Raw genomic sequence first — 16,689 nt, 5'->3', positions numbered from 1 at the left:
AAGCGTGGAGATGGCGAGATAACGGCGTGCATACGCATCGTCTACCCTTTAGGAATGACGTGTTGGGCGGCGCGGCGGTACTGATGTGGCTTACCGGTGCCAGGCAGCCAGTATTGTTCGTACCTATTCCCCTGTAACCAGCGTTTAATCTCTGGGCTCTCCTCGTCGCCAAAGATCAGCGCCTGCTGCGGGCAGACGCTGACACAGATCGGCGGGAAACCTTTCGCCAGCCGCGACTCACAGCAAAAGTCACACTTATCAGCGACATGCCGCCGAGGATCCAGATAACGGGCTTGGTAGGGGCAGGCGGAGACGCAGTAGCCACAGCCAATACAGTCTGCCGGGTTCACGCGGACAATACCGTTCTCGTCACGCCATGACGCGCCGGTCGGACAGACATCGATGCAGGGCGCCTGGTCGCAGTGCTGACAAGCCTGGCGGAAGTAGCGATAGGTCGTCGCCTGTTCATCCTCGGCCAAGGGGATATGCAGGATGCTAAGACGACTCCCCTGGCGGGGGACGCGATGGGTCTTGCGGCAGGCACGCGCGCACAGGTTACAGCCGGTACAGCGTGATTCATCGTGGATCATGGCATAGCGGGTACGCATTCCTGCCTCGGCGTTCCCGGCCCGGCATGGGCCGGTGAAAAAGATGACCGTTCCGAGGCCGATGATAAAGTTCCGGCGAGTCAATGACATCGCGTTATCCTCCTGGCGATGGCGGCGTGCGCCCTATTCCCTACGCGGCCCGCGCCGCTCAGGGGTTCTGATGCTGCTCGATTTCGATCCATTGGCATAACCCATAGGCTTTGCCATGGCTCATAAAACGCTCGCTGAACAGATACGGCGCGCCGTTGCTCGCCTCGACCCGGCGAATGTCGGCATAGTCGGGGTGGGTGTCCAAGGTGGCTAGCGCGGCGCGGATCTGGGCGGCCGTGAAGCCGTATGGTGGTAACGCCAGCATGGCGAGCGGGTAGGGCCGGGGATAGGTACGGCAAGCGAAACGTACCGCCTCGGCGATCGCTCGGCAGATATCCTGTTCCATCATCTGGAGGCAGATATCGGCATAGTTGGCCGTCATGTTACGCGCCGAATAGTAGTAGTCATCCCGAGCACCGGTGAGGCAGACAATGTCCGCCTCTGTTGCGCGTTGGGCCAGACTCGCTAGCAGCGTCGTTAAATCGGCCTCGGCAAAGGCGTAAGGCGGTTGCAGGAAGTGCGCGCGGGCGACCAGTTTACCGCTCGCGGAGTGCTGGCGAATGAAGTCTGCCAGGATCGCTTCCGGCGCATCATGGGTTTCCGCTGGCGCGGGTACGGATAGCGCGTTAGACGCGGGTTTCAGCCGTTGTAGCCATTGGCGTTTGGCGCGGTCGGGCTCGTCGACCGGCGCGGCGGAAGGGGGAGTGGGCGGATCAGTCGCCACATCATGGCGATGAGTCATGGGTCGCTCCCTAGGCCGGCAGGAGATGCAGCGCCGCCAAATCGTCCGCCACGTCGTCGAGACCGAGGCGGATTAAGGTTTCTCGCGTCGGGCAGCCGAGTTGCGCGTCCCACCCCATCGCCTGATAAAACAGGGTCAGCGCCTGCTGCATGTCCGCACGATCTAACTTGTCGGTTCCCTCGCTGAAGACCGGGATGTGGGGATCTTTATCGAATACCCAGGAGCAGATGAGGTCGTGTTGCCGGCGCATGTCGTTGGTCTGCATCAATTTTACCGTGTAGGCGCGGTGTAGGGTGAGGATGCGCTCGGCGGCCAGATCGAGGCTCTGCTGGCTGGTCTCGTCTCCGGTGACCGCCTGGAAGAATTTGGCCTCCAAGGCCAGATCGCCCCGGTAGTTGCGTGACTTGAGCGGCGAGACGGTCATCGGCCAGACCCAGTTGCACAGCGTGATCGCGTTGTGTAGGCAGACGCGGAGTAACGCCCACTTGGCATAATTGATCTTGGCGGCATTGATCGGCGTGTAGTTTTTGGTTTCATCATACGCCGCCTCCGAGCCGAATAGCTCGGCGGCGATCGCGCGTTGCAGCGCCAGTGGTAAGCCTGAACCGATAAAGTTGATGTGGGTGTGGGTCATGCAGTCTCGATTAAACATGCAGTTAACGATGGCACCCACCTGGGCCGAGGCCTCATTGGCGTGATGTACCGGGTAGCCGAAGGGCGACCATAGCTTGTTGTGTTCATCGGCCCAGTACGCCTCACCCAGATCCCAGCGCTGAGCGATGGCATAAGAGCCATCGGCCAGATGGCTGAATTCGCCGATGCGATGCGCGAGGCGAGAGTAGAAATCTTGCAGGAAGGCCGGATCGCCCGCCTCCAACAGATCCCAACGGATTTGGTCATATTCATCGGCGGGCAGGACACGGCGGAAGACACCGTGGCTGTAGCAGTAGCTGAAGTCTCGATGTAGCTGCCCGTAGTTGCACCATAGGCCATAATCATCGAACAGATTCAGGCCGACGAGGTTGCCGACGACACGCCCATCGTCCGGGTCATCGAAGTCCTTTGGCCCGTTGGGAAAAATGGTGGTGTGCACGAAGTTGGCCACGCAGGTACTCCCTCCGGTCGTGGGCACGCCGAAGTCGCCGGCTTGTGGGACATGGAGCTGCGATACACAGCGAATGGGGCAGGAGTGGCAGCCCCCCATCTTCACGGTGTACTTCTCGGCCATCGGGCCGAGATCGAAGACGGCTTTTTGCGTACGCAGGCCGACGGTGTTGGGATTGCCCGGCGGGATCACCCCGGTCTCGATAGGCCCGCCCTCAGCCGCCCCCCAGAATAGCCCCTGACGGGCCGTCCAACGAGAGGCCGGGGAGGAGTACTCCGCCCAAGGTTGGGGTGTGCTGGGAACGACATGGTTGTTATTGGCCCCGATCAACTCACGCAGCATATAGTCGTTGAGGCGCTTCATCGTGTGGCGATCGGCGATAGCGACCCCACGACTGCCGAACACGGCGATGGCTTTGAGGTTTTTCGCCCCCATCACCGCTCCGCTTCCCGCGCCGCCGCAGTGGTTACGGCTATTGATGATGCAGGCGAGCGGCACACGGTTCTCCCCGGCCTGCCCGATGGCGGCGACGCAGGTCTCCGCACTCGTCAGGCGGCAGATGGCCTCGCTGGTGGCGCGGGTGCCCTTGCCCCACAGGAAGTCGGCCTTTTCCAGACTGACCTGATCGTCGTGAATATGGAGCCAGACCGGTGATGGCGAGGCGCCCTCGATGATCAACGCATCATAGCCGGCAAATTTCATTTGTGCGGCGAAGAAGCCCCCCATGTGGGCATCGACCACTAAGTGCCCTTTGGTGAAGGTGGAGAGGGTGGTGATGGTGACGCGTGAGCTACAGGGGGCGCCGGAGCCGGTGAGTGGGCCGACGGCAAAGACCAGTTTATTTTCCGCCGCGAAGGGATGGGTACCGGGCGGCACCTCATGATACATAATCTTATAACCGAACCCCATCCCACCGATAAAGGGCTTGAGTGCGCTCGAATCGAGACGGCTAATCTTTCCGCTCGTCAGATTGACGCGTAAAATAGTCCCGCTCCAACCGTAAATCATCATATTGTCCTTGGTGCCAAGATTAAATTAACCTGTCTCAATTATCTTTTTGCTGAATATATATTGAATAATATCGTTATATATCTACCGGGAATGAGCTGCGCCGTTTATTCATCGATGGCTTGCCAGGCAACGATTTTGAGTGCTCCGGTCGGACAGGCATCGGCACACTCGCCGCATAATATGCACTTGGCGGATTTTTTCGTTACCGTATTGACGGTGGCCATCATCCAGGGGCAGGCCGTGGTGCAGGCGCTACAGCCGATGCAACGTTTCTGATCGACGGCAATACAGCCTAAGTCGGCTCGCCAGCGGATGGCACCGATCGGGCACGCATCCAGGCAGGCGGGATCGCGGCATTGGCGGCAGGTGTCGGCGTGATAGCTGAGATCGCCATACAGGCCGCCGCCGGAGCCGATCCCAGCGTTGCCAAAGAAATAATTCCGTTGGACCTTAATACGGGAAAAGAAGCTGCCTACGCTGCCGTCGTTGAAGAGGGTGCAGGCGAGTTCGCAGCGCTGGCAGCCGGTGCAGCGTGCTCGTCGGGTGATCAAGACGCCCTTCGGCGTGGCGAGTAAGCTCACACGCCCACTGTCGATATCCTCTTGATCGCAACCGAATAAGGCCAGTAGTGACGGGGCGAGGGTTAATCCGACCAGCCCACGTCCAGAGAGGCGGAGAAAGGCCAGGCGAGTTAACTCGGAATCCAATAAGGGATGATCGCTCTGATCCATATCGTATACATCCTTGTGGCGTGATCTCAAGCCGAGAGATTGAACGCGATTTTCTACCGTATGACGATGATCGGCGCTAGCGTAATAGGCCGAGATAAAGACTAATAAGAGGAGTGCTTGGTGAATGTCATAAAATAGTAGAGCGCAGCATGATAACCGTAATTGATCATTGTCAATGAAGCTGACGAATAGAAAAAAGAGTGCTGAGCGATAGTAGACATATTTATTATTGATGGTGAATGGCTTCGGTAAATAATATCAAATCTCATCTTTATATATTTTTGGTGAGATTGGTTATATAAAAACATTTATTTTTATGATGATCATTCCGCATTGTCGCTATTACCTTGGTATATCTTATTTTCGATACCCGATACCCGATACCCGATACCCGATACCCGATACCCGATACCCGATACCGGACGTTTTACATCATGCGGCGCGTCCCGTCGCGGCCCCAGCGTACGTTGATCGCGTCACATCGATGGCGGGGACCGGGATGCGTGACGGCGTTTACGCTCGTCTACTCCTCTCCCGTTTCGCTGGATCAGTGTTAGCGCGTGGTATTAATGAGTATGCTGATGGCTATCTTGGCTCACGATATAAGGCTGTGTGATGAACATCCAATTTATCCATGAACGCTTGCTCTCTGACGCCTGGCGTCCGCTGCGCGAGTACGAGTATGACCTACCACGTCGTCAGGGTGGGGTGGTGCGCCAGCGGCGCGAGGTCTATCTCCGCGGTAATGGCGCGACCGTATTGCTGTATAACCCACAGCGCCGCTGTGTGTTGCTGATTCGCCAGTTCCGTCTACCGACTTACCTTAACGGCAATCCAGACGGCATGTTGATCGAGGCCTGCGCGGGGCTTCTCGATCAGGATGCGCCGGAGGCGTGTGTCCGGCGGGAGGCGATGGAGGAGACCGGCTATGCCATCGGCGAAGTCCGGCGCCTCTTTTCCGCCTACATGTCGCCGGGCGGGGTGACCGAGATCGTACACTTCTTCTGCGCCGAATATAGCGAGAGCCTGCATCAGGGACGTGGCGGCGGCATCGACGATGAAGATATTGAGGTGTTAGAGATCCCCTACCAGGAGGCGTGGCGGATGGTCGAAGAGGGGCGCATCTGCGATGGTAAAACCATCATGCTCTTGCAGCATGCGCGGCTAACCAACTGGTTTTCCTCGTGAGATAGAAGGGCTTAGCGGCTAAATAAATACGCAGACGGTGCCTTTCTTTGTGGCTTTATGCCTTGCCTCATGGTTTCGCACGGTTCCGGCGCTATACTCACGTTTCACAAATCATTTACAGCATAATAAAGAGTGTGCCGCCCTGAGCGGTGTGGTGCCATGGTGGGTGGCTGCACGTTTGGGCGACAGCGAGAGACGCTAAAAGGAAGCCTAAAATGGACGAACAATTGAAACAAAGTGCACTTGATTTCCATCAGTTTCCCGTCGCCGGGAAGATCCAGGTCGTGCCGACCAAGCCGTTGGCGACCCAGCGCGATTTGGCGTTAGCCTATTCGCCGGGGGTCGCGGCGCCATGCTTGGCGATTGCCGACGATCCGTTGGCGGCTTACAAGTACACGGCGCGCGGCAACCTGGTCGGGGTGATCTCTAACGGTACTGCCGTGTTGGGATTGGGCAACATCGGCGCCCTGGCCGGTAAGCCGGTGATGGAGGGGAAGGGTGTGCTGTTCAAGAAGTTCGCCGGCATCGATGTGTTCGACATCGAGGTGGATGAGCTCGACCCCGATAAGTTGATCGAGGTGATCGCCGCGCTAGAACCGACTTTTGGTGGCATCAACCTGGAGGATATCAAAGCGCCGGAGTGCTTTTACATTGAGAAAAAGCTGCGTGAGCGCATGAATATCCCGGTATTCCACGACGATCAGCACGGGACGGCCATTATCTGTACCGCCGCGGTGCTGAATGGCCTGCGAGTCGTCGCTAAGCCGATCGACCAGGTGCGTCTGGTGGTATCCGGCGCGGGCGCCTCGGCGATCGCCTGTCTTAACCTGCTGGTGGCGTTAGGGCTGAAGCGGGAAAACATTACCGCCTGTGACTCTAAGGGGGTGATCTACCGTGGACGCGAGGCGCATCTGGTGGAGAGCAAGGCGGCCTACGCCATCGAGGATAATGGCTGGCGTACCTTGGCCGATGCCATTCCTGGCGCCGATATTTTCCTTGGTTGCTCCGGTCCCGGGGTGTTGACCCAAGAAATGGTGAAGCGTATGGCGCCGTCGCCGTTGATCTTGGCGCTGGCCAACCCAGAGCCGGAGATCCTACCTCCGTTGGCTAAGGCGGTACGCCCGGATGCGATTATCTGTACCGGCCGCTCCGACTTCCCCAATCAGGTGAACAACGTGTTGTGTTTCCCGTTCATCTTCCGTGGTGCGTTGGATGTGGGGGCGACGACGATCAACGAGGAGATGAAGCTGGCGGCGGTGCGCGCCATCGCCGATCTGGCTCTGGCAGAGCAGAGCGAAGTGGTGGCCTCGGCCTACGGTAATCAATCCCTCTCCTTCGGGCCGGAGTACATCATTCCGAAACCCTTCGATCCACGCCTGATCGTCAAGATTGCGCCGGCAGTGGCGCAGGCGGCAATGGATTCGGGCGTCGCCACGCGGCCGATCGCCGATATGGAGGGGTATGTCGAGCACCTGACCGAGTTCGTCTATAAGACTACCCTGTTTATGAAACCGGTCTTCTCCCAGGCGCGCCAAGATCCGAAGCGAGTGGTGTTGGCGGAAGGTGAGTCGGAGCGAGTGCTGCATGCGACTCAAGAGCTGGTGAGCTTAGGCTTGGCGCAACCGATCTTGATCGGACGCCCGCAAGTGATCGCGCAGCGCCTGAAGAAGCTGGGGCTGCAGATCGAGATCGGGCGAGATGTGGAGGTGGTGAACAACGAGTCCGATCCGCGTTATAACGATTATTGGCATAGTTACTATGCGATCATGAAACGGCGCGGTGTTTCCCAGGCGCAGGCACGTCGGGCGTTGATTGCTAACCCGACGGTGATCGCCGCCATCATGGTGCAGCGCGGCGAGGCTGACGCGATGATTTGCGGTACCGAGGGTGACTATCAGGATCACTACGATGTGCTGCATGAGGTGTTTGGGTACCGTGAGGGCTGCCATGTGGCGGCAGCGATGAATGCGCTGCTGTTGCCGAGCGGCAATACCTTTATCGCCGATACCTATGTCAACCAGGATCCCACGGCCGAGCAATTGGCGGAGATCGTGCTGATGTCGGCCGATGAGGTGCGTCGTTTTGGTATTGAGCCGAAGGTTGCGTTGCTCTCTCACTCCAGTTTCGGCACGGCCGATTGCCCATCGGCGCGTAAGATGCGTCAGGTCTTGGCGCTGGTGAAACAACGGGCGCCGGAGTTGGAGATCGATGGCGAGATGCATGGCGACGCGGCGCTGGTAGAGAGCATTCGCCAGGGGGTGATGCCGGATAGTCCCCTGAAAGGGGCCGCCAATATTCTGATCATGCCAAACATGGAGGCGGCGCGTATCAGTTATAACCTGCTGCGGGTCTCTTCCTCCGAGGGGGTCACCGTTGGCCCCATGCTGATGGGGATCCGTAAACCGGCGCATATCCTGACGCCAATCTCCTCCGTGCGGCGCATCGTGAATATGGTGGCGCTGGCGGTGGTTGAGGCGCAGAGTCGAGCGCGTTAAGTCCGTAACATGCCGCCCATTGGGCGGCATTTTTTTAGCGCGTTCCCGCGGTCGTTGAGGGGATGGCGGCGGAGGTTATCTGGCGGGAGGGGCGATGCGAGCGATGCTATTGACGTTGGCGCTCTTGGCGTTGGTGGGTTGCCAGCGCGCGATACCGCCTGCGGAGCGCATCGTGGCGTTGGAGACGGGGCGCCTGTTAACGCCGGAGCAGCTGGTGGAGCACCTGGCCGCGGCACCCCGGCTGATCGTCGGTGAGCAGCCGAGTAACCCTCGTCATCAACAGATCGCAGATTGGCTATTGGAGCAACTGAGCCAGCGACGGGCGCAGGGCAGCCTATTGCTGGAGAGGGTGCAACCGGAGCAGCAGGCTGCCATCGCGGCGTTGACGGGACGCCCACTCACAGATCTGAGCGACGCGAGGTTGTCTGCGATGTTGCACTGGCCGTCTACCTGGCCGTGGGCACAGTATGGTCCCCTGGTGCGTCGCGCGCTACAGGGGCGCTATCCGTTGCTGGCGGCTAACCTGAGCGAGCGGGAGTTGGCGCGAATCCGTTTGCACCCAGTACCGCCGCCGGGTGCCTTGAGTACCCAGGATGCGGTGCAGGTGGAGATCGTCGCCGCCTTGGCCAGCCGGTATAAGGGGACGCTACCGCAGAGCACACAGCTGACATACGACTTGGCGTTACAGCAGTGGCGTGATCGGCGGATGGCACAGGCGCTATTGGCGGCGCCACTACCAGCCTTGTTGCTGGTCGGTACGCTCCATGCACGGCGCGATCTTGGCGTACCGCTGCACATCGAGGATGAGGAGCCGCTGACCGATGTCAGCGTGCTGATCCTCGCTGCGCCGGGGGCGGGGGTGACGGCGCAGCAGGCTGATTATGTCTGGTATAGCGCCTCAGCGCGCCTGTAGCCATAGCTGCAATTGGTTGGCGAACTGCTGACGTTCGCGTGGGCTGAGCGGCGCCGGCCCACCACTCTGGATGCCACTGGCGCGTAGCGTCTCCATGAAGTCACGCATCGTCAGGCGGGAGCGAATCGTCGCCGGATCGTAGCGCTCGCCGCGCGGATTGAGGGCGCATCCCCCCTTTTCCAACACGGCCGCCGCCAGGGGAATATCGGCGGTGACGACCAGATCACCGGGGGCGATACGTTGCACGATCTCGTTATCGGCGGCGTCGGGGGTGGTGGCCACGCAGAGCATACGCGCCCGGCTCCCTGCCGGCAGGCGTTGTGGGCGGTTGGCGACCAGGGTGATCGCCAAGGCGTGTCGCTCCGCCGCGCGGAGTAGCACCTCTTTAATCACCGTTGGGCAGGCATCGGCATCGATCCAGATTTGTCGTGTTGTCATGTTGTCTCGTTAGCCAGCCAATCGCGCGGTGTGAGAAAATCGCGCGTCAGGCGCGCCTCCGGCGAGTCGGCTGGGGGTTGATAGTCATATTCCCAGCGTACCAGCGGCGGCATCGACATGAGAATCGATTCACTGCGTCCGCCACTCTGTAAGCCGAATAGCGTACCGCGATCCCACACCAGATTAAACTCTACATAACGGCCGCGCCGATAGAGTTGGAACTGCCGCTCCCGCTCACCCCATGGTAGGGCACGCCGCCGCTCGACGATCGGCAGATAGGCTGGACAGAAGCCATTACCGACGGCGCGGGTGAAGGCGAAGGCATGCGCGAAGTCCGGGGTGTTGAGATCGTCGAAGAACAGCCCGCCCACGCCGCGCGCCTCTTGGCGATGAGGGAGAGAGAAGTAGCGATCGCACCACGCCTTGTAGCGCGGGTAGTACTGCGCATCGAAGGGTTGGCACAGATCGCGCGCCTGGCGGTGCCAGTGCACCACATCTTCATGAAACGGATAGAACGGCGTCAGATCGAAGCCTCCGCCGAACCACCACAGTGAGGAGCCATCGGGGCGTTCGGCACTAAAGAAGCGGACGTTGGCGTGTGCGGTGGGGACATAGGGACTCCATGGGTGTAACACCAGGGAGACCCCCATCGCCTGGAAGGCACAGCCCGCCAGCTCTGGGCGCTGGGCGCTCGCCGCGGCGGGCAGGCTGTCGCCACGAATGTGAGAGAAGTTGACGCCAGCCTGCTCGAACAGCGCGCCTTGGCGCAGGACTCGGGTGCGTCCGCCGCCGCCTTGGGCGCGTTGCCACTCATCTTGCTGGAAGGTCGCGCCACCGTCGGCGGCCGCGAGTTGTTGGCACAAGTCATCCTGGAGTTGCAGCAGGAAGTGTCGTACCGCGTCACTGTCTGGGATCATCAAGGTGTCTCTCCGCGTGGTTTGTCCCGCTGAGTATAACGGAAGGGCGATCGTCACCGGAGAGGCAGGGCACCGATTGTCCGGCCGCTTACGCGGGTCGGCGCCGTTGATGTGCCTCGAAGTCATGCAGGTAATGGACGATACCCCCGGCGATGGCTTCGGCGATGGTGGTGCGGAAAGCCGAGGAGGTCAGCAAGCGCTCCTCTTCGTGGTTAGTGATAAAGGCGGTTTCGACCAGTACCGAGGGGATGGCCGGTGACTTGAGCACGGCGAAGGCCGCCTGCTCGGTATGCTGGCAGTGTAGGCGGTGGATCGGGCGGATCTGGTTAAGCAGATGGCGTCCGAGGATCAGGCTGTTCTTGATGGTGTCGGTCTGCACCAGATCGAACAACACCTGCTGTAGGTAGTTGTTGTCCTCGGCGGCATAACGCTCTCCAGCCACTTTGTCGGCGTCATTTTCACGCTGTGAGAGGTATTTCGCCATGGCGCTGCTGGCGCCGCGATTGGAGAGGGCAAACACCGAGGCGCCGGCGGCTTCTGGACTGGTAAAGCCATCGGCATGGATTGAGACGAACAGATCCGCTTGATGCTGGGCGGCGATCTCCACCCGTTTGTACAACGGAATGAAGTAATCATCTTCGCGGGTGAGGCGCACAACCAGGTTGTGTTGACGACGTAACAGATCGCGTACCCGGTGGGCGATGTCTAACACCACGTGTTTTTCCTTCGAGCCTTGATGCCCCACCGCGCCGGGATCGATGCCGCCATGACCGGGATCGAGCATGATCACGCGCGGCGCGTTCGCGGCCTTGTGCTGCCTTCCCAAATGCTCGGGAACCGCGGCCTGCGCACGCTGGGGCAGCAAGCCGGCGCCGAGCAACAGGGCCAGCCCCGAGCAGAGGAACTGGCGGCGGGAAGTGGGCTGTGGTAGAGGGCGAAAATCGGAAAATCTCTTCATGGTGCAATCTATTCCATCAGTCAGCGTCGTTAACGATAGACGTTAATCCTAACGCGATGAAAATGCATGGATCGAGAGGATAACTATGTCGATTTGTTGCTTGAGGGAGACGCGGAGAGATGACGCTCGCCATCACGCGATGTCCGCTGGGGTGCCGAGTGACCACAAGGCGTGGGAGATCGCAAGATTTCCATTGCGGATCTGTGGATTACAGCGATAATTAGGCGGCATCCTGCGCCTTATGGGCGGTGGTTGGCGCCGCATCGACGGCTCAACCCGTGTGGGAGCGCGTTGATCGCGCCCGGTCTCGTGCTGTACCGGCCTGGCCCGAGGTCGATGCCCGGGCATCTTATAATCTATAACGGTCGATATCATGGAAATTCGCGTTTTTAATCAATCCGACTTTGACGAAGTGATTACCCTATGGGAGCGCTGCGATTTGTTGCATCCCTGGAATGATCCCGAAACGGATATTGAGCGCAAGATGAATCACGATGCCGATCTCTTCCTGGTCGCGCAAGTCGGCGGTGAGATCGTCGGAACCGTGATGGGCGGGTATGATGGTCATCGCGGCTCGGCATACTATCTGTGCGTACATCCAGACTTCCGTGGGCGTGGTATCGCCAATGCCTTGGCCAGCCGTCTAGAGAAGAAGCTGCTGGCGCGGGGCTGTCCTCAGGTGCGCATCTTGATCGATGCGGACAATGACGCGGCGATTAGCATGTATGAGAAGCTGGAGTATGAGACTCAGGACGTCTTATGCCTGGGTAAGCGCTTGATCATCGATCAGGAGTATTAAGCGCGCGAGGGGGGGATTCGCCGCCCACTTTGCCATCGCGTCGCGTGGTTGTGGCCGCGGTTTTACCTGCGGCACAGCAACTTTTTCGTGTTTTATCACTCCAATCCCCTGATGTTTCCCCCTACGGCACGGCCGTATTCGCAAGGAGTCTATCGATGGGTATTCGTTTATTGATCGTGGCGCTGCCATTATTGTTGAGCGGTTGCGCCAGCATGCCGTCGCTGTCGTGGTCATCGCTTTCCCCCTTTAACTGGTTCGGCTCGACACTCGAGATGCGTGCCGATGGTATCGGCGGGGTCGATGCCTCGACGCCGATGCAGCAGGAGGCCATCGATCAGGGGTTAGCGGGACAGTATCGTCTGCGCAGTGGCATGGGGATCGAAGGGGGGAGGATGACGCGTTTCTACCAGGCGATGGCGGATGGGCAAGTGATCTTGACCCTCCGTGGCGAGACACGGGTCGAGCAGATCACCCTCGATAGCGCCACGATCGCCACCGCGTGGGGAACCCGAGTGGGCATGCCTTTCTCCGCCCTGTATGCCAGTGCCTATGAGGGCGAATGCCAGCGTGTGCCCGCCTCGGAGGGGGTCACGGTGCAGTGTCAGGCGCCGCAGAGTAAGCGTGTCAGCTATCGGTTCTATGGCCAGTGGAACGGCCCGGCGGGCCTGATGCCGCCGAATGATGTGCTGAACGCATGGCCGGTCAGCCAGATCATCTGGCGGGCCGACGCCGTCTAGTCCCCATTCGGCCAAGCGGCATTTCTTTGTTTTGTAACAAGGGAATGCCGCGCGTATGGCGTAATATATGCATAAATCGGCCTCGATAGGCCGTCACTGTGACCGGCGTGATGTCATGCTGCCGGTGGTGTGATTAATTAGACGATAACGTAATGGAGAGCCTCATGTCTCAGCCTCAGAGCGGCATTCTGCCGGAACATTGTCGCTTCGGTATTTTCATCGAAGCCATGGCTTCCGGCGATCTGGCTGGATTACGCCAGGGATGCAAAACCTTTACCACCCAGCTATTGGCACTGCAGCAGCGCTATCCCGATGCGCACCTGGGGGCGGTGGTCGCTTTCGGTCACGCGTTATGGCGCGAATTGACGGCCAATGATGAAGAGGGCGCCTCTCTGAAGCCGTTCGAACCGTTGGGGAAGGGCTTGGCGCCGGCAACACAGCGCGATTTACTGATCCACATTCAGTCATTGCGTCATGATGTGAACTTCTCCCTGGCACAGGCGGCGCTGGCTGCCTTCGGCGACGCCATCGTGGTCGAGGAGGAGGTCCATGGCTTCCGCTGGATCGAGGAGCGTGATCTGAGCGGCTTCGTCGATGGCACGGAGAATCCGGCGGGCGAAGCACGTCCGGCCGTCGGGGTGATCGCCGAAGGGGTCGATGCCGGCGGCAGCTATGTCTTGGTGCAGCGCTGGGAGCATAACCTGCGTCAGTGGTCACGCTTTAGCGTCGAGCAGCAGCAGCAGATCATCGGGCGTACCAAGCAGGAGAGTGAGGAAATCGATCCGAGTGAGCGCCCGGATACCTCGCATGTCAGCCGTGTCGATCTGCAGGAGGATGGGAAGGGACTGAAGATCATTCGCCAGAGCCTGCCTTATGGCACCGCCAGCGGCAAGCATGGTCTGATGTTCATCGCCTATTGCGCGCATCTGCACTATATCGAGAAGCAGTTGCTGAGCATGTTCGGCGAGTTGGATGGCAAGCATGACCAGCTGCTTCGTTTCAGCAAACCGGTGAGCGGGAGTTACTATTTTGCGCCTTCTGTGGAGCGTTTGCTGACCTTATAAGGTCATCAGGGCGGTGGGTGTTATTCCGCCTCCCTTGTCGGGCTCTCTCCCGGCGATAACGCAAAAAAAAACGGCGCCTGAGGGCGCCGCTTTTGCATACTTGACTCGGTCATTACTTCTTGATGCGGATCACCGGCGTCTCGCCAACGACGACGCTGCCAGACAGCTTGATCAGCTCTTTGATCTCATCCATGTTGGAGATCACGACTGGAGTCAGCGTTGACTTGGCCTTCTCCTCCAGCAGCGGCAGATCGAACTCGATGACCACGTCGCCTTTCTTCACGCGTTGCCCTTCTTCGGCGATGCGTTTGAAACCTTCGCCTTTCAGCTCAACGGTATCGATACCGAAGTGGACAAACAACTCAACACCGCTATCGGACTCGATAGAGAAAGCATGGTTGGTCTCAAAGATTTTACCGATAGTACCGTCGACCGGTGCTACCATTTTGTCGCCGGTCGGTTTGATGGCGATACCGTCGCCGACGATTTTTTCGGCGAATACGACATCGGGCACATCTTCAATATTGACGATTTCACCGGACAGGGGAGCAAAAATCTCAATGCTGCCCGTCTCTTTCTTGTCGTCTGAAACCAGCGATTTCAGTTTATCGAACAAACCCATGATCTTCTCCTAAGCAAGTAATGTTGGGCGGCGTTCCAGCGTTCGCCATTAGCAAAGGGTCTTTTCTTCGATGAACTTGTTGACCACGCCCATCAATTCGTCAGCCGTCGGCTGACGCAGCGCCTCTTCTGCCAATGCCTTCACATCTTCAAAGTTCGCATTGCGAATGATTTTCTTGATGCGCGGAATTGAGATTGAACTCATGCTGAATTCATCAAGCCCCATGCCCAACAGGAGCAGTGTAGCACGCTCATCGCCAGCCAGTTCACCGCACATGCCGGTCCACTTGCCATGCGCGTGAGATGCATCGATCACCTGTTTAATCAGGGTCAACACTGACGGCGCCATCGGGTTGTAGAGGTGAGATATCAGCTCATTGCCACGATCTACTGCTAGAGTATACTGGGTTAAATCGTTTGTCCCAATACTAAAGAAGTCAACTTCCTTCGCCAGGTGGTGGGCAACGGTCGCGGCGGCGGGTGTTTCCACCATTACGCCAACTTCGATAGTTTCGTCGAAGGTTTTACCTTCTTCACGCAACTGCGCTTTCAGCAGTTCCAACTCCGCCTTGAGCATGCGTACTTCTTCGACCGAGATGATCATCGGGAACATGATACGCAGCTTGCCGAAGGAGGAAGCACGCAGGATAGCACGCAGCTGAGTATGTAGGATCTCTTTGCGATCCAGACAGATACGGATAGCGCGCCAGCCCAGGAATGGGTTTTCTTCTTTCGGCAGATCCATGTAAGGCAGATCTTTGTCGCCGCCGATGTCCATGGTGCGCACGATGACCGCCTGCGACCCCATCGCCTCGGCCACGGCTTTGTATGCCTGGAATTGCTCTTCTTCCGTCGGCAGCGCGTCGCGATCCATGAACAGGAATTCGGTACGATACAGGCCGACACCTTCGGCACCATTACGCTCGGCGCCGGCGACGTCACGCACGGTACCGATATTGGCGCAGACTTCTACCTGATGACCGTCCAGCGTGATCGCCGGCAGATCCTTCAGTTTGGCCAGTTCGTTTTTCTCGTTGATGTACTGCGCCTGAACGGCCTTCAGCTGATCGATAGTCTCGGCGGTCGGGTTCAGGTAGATCTTGTTATTGACGGCATCCAGGATCAGATAGTCGCCGTTCTGTACCTTCTGGGTCACATCGCTGGTACCGACGATAGCCGGTAATTCCAGAGAGCGTGCCATGATGGAGGTATGGGAGGTCCGGCCACCCAGATCGGTGATGAAGCCCAGCACTTTGTCCAGGTTCAGCTGTGCCGTTTCTGACGGGGTCAGATCGGTGGCAACCAGGATCACCTCATCTTGAATGGCGCCCAGATCGATGATGGTCATGCCGAGGATGTTTTTCAGCAGACGCTTACCGATATCACGTACGTCGGCCGCACGCTCTTTCAGGTATTCATCGTCCAGCTCTTCCAGCGCGGTAGCCTGGCCGTCGATCACCTCGCGGGCGGCGGCTTCGGCACTCATGCCGTTATCTTTAATCAGGGCTATGATTTCCTGCTCAAGCTCTTCATCTTCCAGCAGCATGATGTGCCCTTCGAAGATCGCCGCTTTCTCTTCACCGAGAGTCTCGCTGGCTTTCTGACGAATGGCTTCCAGTTGCTGTGCGGCCTTGTCGCGGCCCTCTTTGAAGCGGGCGATCTCGTGCTCGACTTCGTCGGCAGTGATCTTCTTACGGCTGATGACAATCTCGTCTTCTTTGAGAAGAAGTGCCTTACCAAAAGCGATGCCCGGTGAAACTAAGATACCTGAAATCATAACCCTACCTTTGACGTTAGACTGGTTTAACCTAGAGTGGTGAGCCGTGAGGCTTACTCAAGCTCGGCCATCAGTTTTACCAGATGCTCAACGGCGTTCTGCTCATCTTCACCTTCGGCGGAGATGGTAACTACGGTGCCCTGGGTCAGACCCAGCGTTTGCAGCTTGAACAGGCTCTTGGCGCTGGCGCTCTTACCGTTGGAGGTAACCGTGATGTCGGAAGCGAATGCTTTGGCTTCTTTCACGAACTGAGCGGCAGGACGGGTGTGCAGGCCATTCGGAGCGGTGATAGTGACTTCTTGCTGGAACATAGTTTTCCCCAACTATTTATGTTTAATGTCGTGGCGCTAAAGTTTAGCGTAATCGCTTAACTTTAGCCTGCCTTTAGGTGCGTATCCGGTGCACTGCTCCGTGGTAGTGACGCAGAGGGAAGAGGGTGTGTCGTCCTCCTCTCTGTGTGCTCACCGCGGCTCAATCCACCTCGGTTAAGATCAC

Annotated in this window: 16 protein-coding genes; 6 read left to right on the top strand and 10 right to left on the bottom strand. The window is 58.6% G+C overall.

Translation table 11 applies throughout. The annotated features are described in order from the left end of the window. Positions 1 to 41: 41 nt before the first annotated feature. From DCL27_RS11245 to DCL27_RS11230, 4 genes are all read right to left on the bottom strand, one after another. Entirely contained in the window at positions 42 to 698 is a 657-nt protein-coding gene (locus DCL27_RS11245; protein WP_109691503.1) for a 4Fe-4S dicluster domain-containing protein, read from the bottom strand. A gap of 58 nt (positions 699 to 756) precedes the next feature. Beyond that, positions 757 to 1,440, bottom strand: a complete 684-nt coding sequence (locus DCL27_RS11240) for a YdhW family putative oxidoreductase system protein (protein ID WP_005296543.1) — start codon at positions 1,438 to 1,440, stop codon at positions 757 to 759. 10 nt (positions 1,441 to 1,450) lie between these two features. Next, on the bottom strand, positions 1,451 to 3,553 hold the full coding sequence (locus tag DCL27_RS11235) for an aldehyde ferredoxin oxidoreductase (RefSeq protein ID WP_005296541.1): 2,103 nt from the start codon (positions 3,551 to 3,553) through the stop codon (positions 1,451 to 1,453). A 107-nt stretch (positions 3,554 to 3,660) separates the two neighbouring features. Beyond that, positions 3,661 to 4,287, bottom strand: coding sequence for a ferredoxin-like protein (locus DCL27_RS11230; RefSeq protein ID WP_035600332.1), 627 nt, complete (start codon positions 4,285 to 4,287; stop codon positions 3,661 to 3,663). A gap of 615 nt (positions 4,288 to 4,902) precedes the next feature. On the opposite strand from DCL27_RS11230, the gene nudK reads away from it, so the two are divergent. From nudK to DCL27_RS11215, 3 genes are all read left to right on the top strand, one after another. Further along, entirely contained in the window at positions 4,903 to 5,475 is a 573-nt protein-coding gene (nudK, locus tag DCL27_RS11225) for a GDP-mannose pyrophosphatase NudK (RefSeq protein ID WP_005283883.1), read from the top strand. Positions 5,476 to 5,690: 215 nt separating this feature from the next. After that, positions 5,691 to 7,970 carry an NADP-dependent oxaloacetate-decarboxylating malate dehydrogenase gene (maeB, locus tag DCL27_RS11220; RefSeq protein WP_005283886.1) on the top strand — a complete coding sequence of 760 codons (2,280 nt, stop codon included), beginning with the start codon at positions 5,691 to 5,693 and terminating at the stop codon, positions 7,968 to 7,970. Positions 7,971 to 8,064: 94 nt separating this feature from the next. Continuing rightward, a complete protein-coding gene (locus tag DCL27_RS11215) occupies positions 8,065 to 8,883 on the top strand; it encodes a ChaN family lipoprotein (RefSeq protein WP_035598776.1) in 819 nt (272 codons plus the stop codon). On the opposite strand, the gene DCL27_RS11210 is transcribed toward DCL27_RS11215, so the two are convergent. The 3 genes from DCL27_RS11210 to amiA all read right to left on the bottom strand — a co-directional run bounded on the left by DCL27_RS11210 (position 8,869) and on the right by amiA (position 11,196). Further along, complete coding sequence (locus DCL27_RS11210) at positions 8,869 to 9,321, bottom strand: YaiI/YqxD family protein (protein WP_005283891.1); 453 nt, start codon at positions 9,319 to 9,321, stop codon at positions 8,869 to 8,871. The two genes, DCL27_RS11215 and DCL27_RS11210, sit on opposite strands and share 15 nt — an antisense overlap. After that, on the bottom strand, positions 9,318 to 10,238 hold the full coding sequence (gene hemF / locus DCL27_RS11205; protein ID WP_005283896.1) for an oxygen-dependent coproporphyrinogen oxidase: 921 nt from the start codon (positions 10,236 to 10,238) through the stop codon (positions 9,318 to 9,320). The genes DCL27_RS11210 and hemF overlap by 4 nt, the downstream gene beginning before the upstream one ends. An 88-nt stretch (positions 10,239 to 10,326) precedes the next feature. Beyond that, entirely contained in the window at positions 10,327 to 11,196 is an 870-nt protein-coding gene (gene amiA, locus DCL27_RS11200) for an N-acetylmuramoyl-L-alanine amidase AmiA (protein ID WP_005283899.1), read from the bottom strand. A 373-nt stretch (positions 11,197 to 11,569) separates the two neighbouring features. Between amiA and DCL27_RS11195 the strand changes: the two genes are divergently transcribed. From DCL27_RS11195 to DCL27_RS11185, 3 genes are all read left to right on the top strand, one after another. Then, entirely contained in the window at positions 11,570 to 11,995 is a 426-nt protein-coding gene (locus DCL27_RS11195) for a GNAT family acetyltransferase (protein WP_005296536.1), read from the top strand. Positions 11,996 to 12,150: 155 nt separating this feature from the next. Beyond that, a complete protein-coding gene (locus DCL27_RS11190; protein WP_035598773.1) occupies positions 12,151 to 12,732 on the top strand; it encodes an RpoE-regulated lipoprotein in 582 nt (193 codons plus the stop codon). Between the two features lie 164 nt (positions 12,733 to 12,896). Then, on the top strand, positions 12,897 to 13,796 hold the full coding sequence (locus DCL27_RS11185; protein WP_035598770.1) for a Dyp-type peroxidase: 900 nt from the start codon (positions 12,897 to 12,899) through the stop codon (positions 13,794 to 13,796). Between the two features lie 112 nt (positions 13,797 to 13,908). Here the strand turns inward: DCL27_RS11185 and crr are convergent, their stop codons facing one another. The 3 genes from crr to ptsH are packed head-to-tail and all read right to left on the bottom strand — an operon-like array spanning position 13,909 to position 16,505. Continuing rightward, entirely contained in the window at positions 13,909 to 14,418 is a 510-nt protein-coding gene (gene crr / locus DCL27_RS11180) for a PTS glucose transporter subunit IIA (RefSeq protein ID WP_005283911.1), read from the bottom strand. 48 nt (positions 14,419 to 14,466) lie between these two features. Further along, positions 14,467 to 16,194, bottom strand: coding sequence for a phosphoenolpyruvate-protein phosphotransferase PtsI (gene ptsI, locus DCL27_RS11175; protein ID WP_005283914.1), 1,728 nt, complete (start codon positions 16,192 to 16,194; stop codon positions 14,467 to 14,469). Between the two features lie 53 nt (positions 16,195 to 16,247). Beyond that, positions 16,248 to 16,505: a phosphocarrier protein Hpr gene (gene ptsH / locus DCL27_RS11170; RefSeq protein ID WP_005283926.1), complete on the bottom strand. Its 258-nt coding sequence runs from the start codon at positions 16,503 to 16,505 to the stop codon at positions 16,248 to 16,250. Positions 16,506 to 16,689 lie beyond the last annotated feature (184 nt).

It is taken from the genome of Edwardsiella tarda ATCC 15947 = NBRC 105688 (genome assembly GCF_003113495.2).
GTDB lineage: Bacteria > Pseudomonadota > Gammaproteobacteria > Enterobacterales > Enterobacteriaceae > Edwardsiella > Edwardsiella tarda.
The sequence above is the reverse complement of the archived record's forward strand: the minus strand, read 5'-3'. Positions and strand labels throughout refer to the sequence as shown.

Coding starts and splice junctions, on each gene's coding strand:
- DCL27_RS11240 (WP_005296543.1), bottom strand. CDS start 1,440: ATGACTCATCGCCATGATGTGGCGACTGATCCGCCCACTCCCCCTTCC.
- DCL27_RS11215 (WP_035598776.1), top strand. CDS start 8,065: ATGCGAGCGATGCTATTGACGTTGGCGCTCTTGGCGTTGGTGGGTTGC.
- DCL27_RS11185 (WP_035598770.1), top strand. CDS start 12,897: ATGTCTCAGCCTCAGAGCGGCATTCTGCCGGAACATTGTCGCTTCGGT.
- crr (WP_005283911.1), bottom strand. CDS start 14,418: ATGGGTTTGTTCGATAAACTGAAATCGCTGGTTTCAGACGACAAGAAA.
- amiA (WP_005283899.1), bottom strand. CDS start 11,196: ATGAAGAGATTTTCCGATTTTCGCCCTCTACCACAGCCCACTTCCCGC.
- ptsI (WP_005283914.1), bottom strand. CDS start 16,194: ATGATTTCAGGTATCTTAGTTTCACCGGGCATCGCTTTTGGTAAGGCA.
- hemF (WP_005283896.1), bottom strand. CDS start 10,238: ATGATCCCAGACAGTGACGCGGTACGACACTTCCTGCTGCAACTCCAG.
- ptsH (WP_005283926.1), bottom strand. CDS start 16,505: ATGTTCCAGCAAGAAGTCACTATCACCGCTCCGAATGGCCTGCACACC.
- DCL27_RS11245 (WP_109691503.1), bottom strand. CDS start 698: ATGTCATTGACTCGCCGGAACTTTATCATCGGCCTCGGAACGGTCATC.
- DCL27_RS11230 (WP_035600332.1), bottom strand. CDS start 4,287: ATGGATCAGAGCGATCATCCCTTATTGGATTCCGAGTTAACTCGCCTG.
- DCL27_RS11235 (WP_005296541.1), bottom strand. CDS start 3,553: ATGATTTACGGTTGGAGCGGGACTATTTTACGCGTCAATCTGACGAGC.
- nudK (WP_005283883.1), top strand. CDS start 4,903: ATGAACATCCAATTTATCCATGAACGCTTGCTCTCTGACGCCTGGCGT.
- DCL27_RS11195 (WP_005296536.1), top strand. CDS start 11,570: ATGGAAATTCGCGTTTTTAATCAATCCGACTTTGACGAAGTGATTACC.
- DCL27_RS11190 (WP_035598773.1), top strand. CDS start 12,151: ATGGGTATTCGTTTATTGATCGTGGCGCTGCCATTATTGTTGAGCGGT.
- maeB (WP_005283886.1), top strand. CDS start 5,691: ATGGACGAACAATTGAAACAAAGTGCACTTGATTTCCATCAGTTTCCC.
- DCL27_RS11210 (WP_005283891.1), bottom strand. CDS start 9,321: ATGACAACACGACAAATCTGGATCGATGCCGATGCCTGCCCAACGGTG.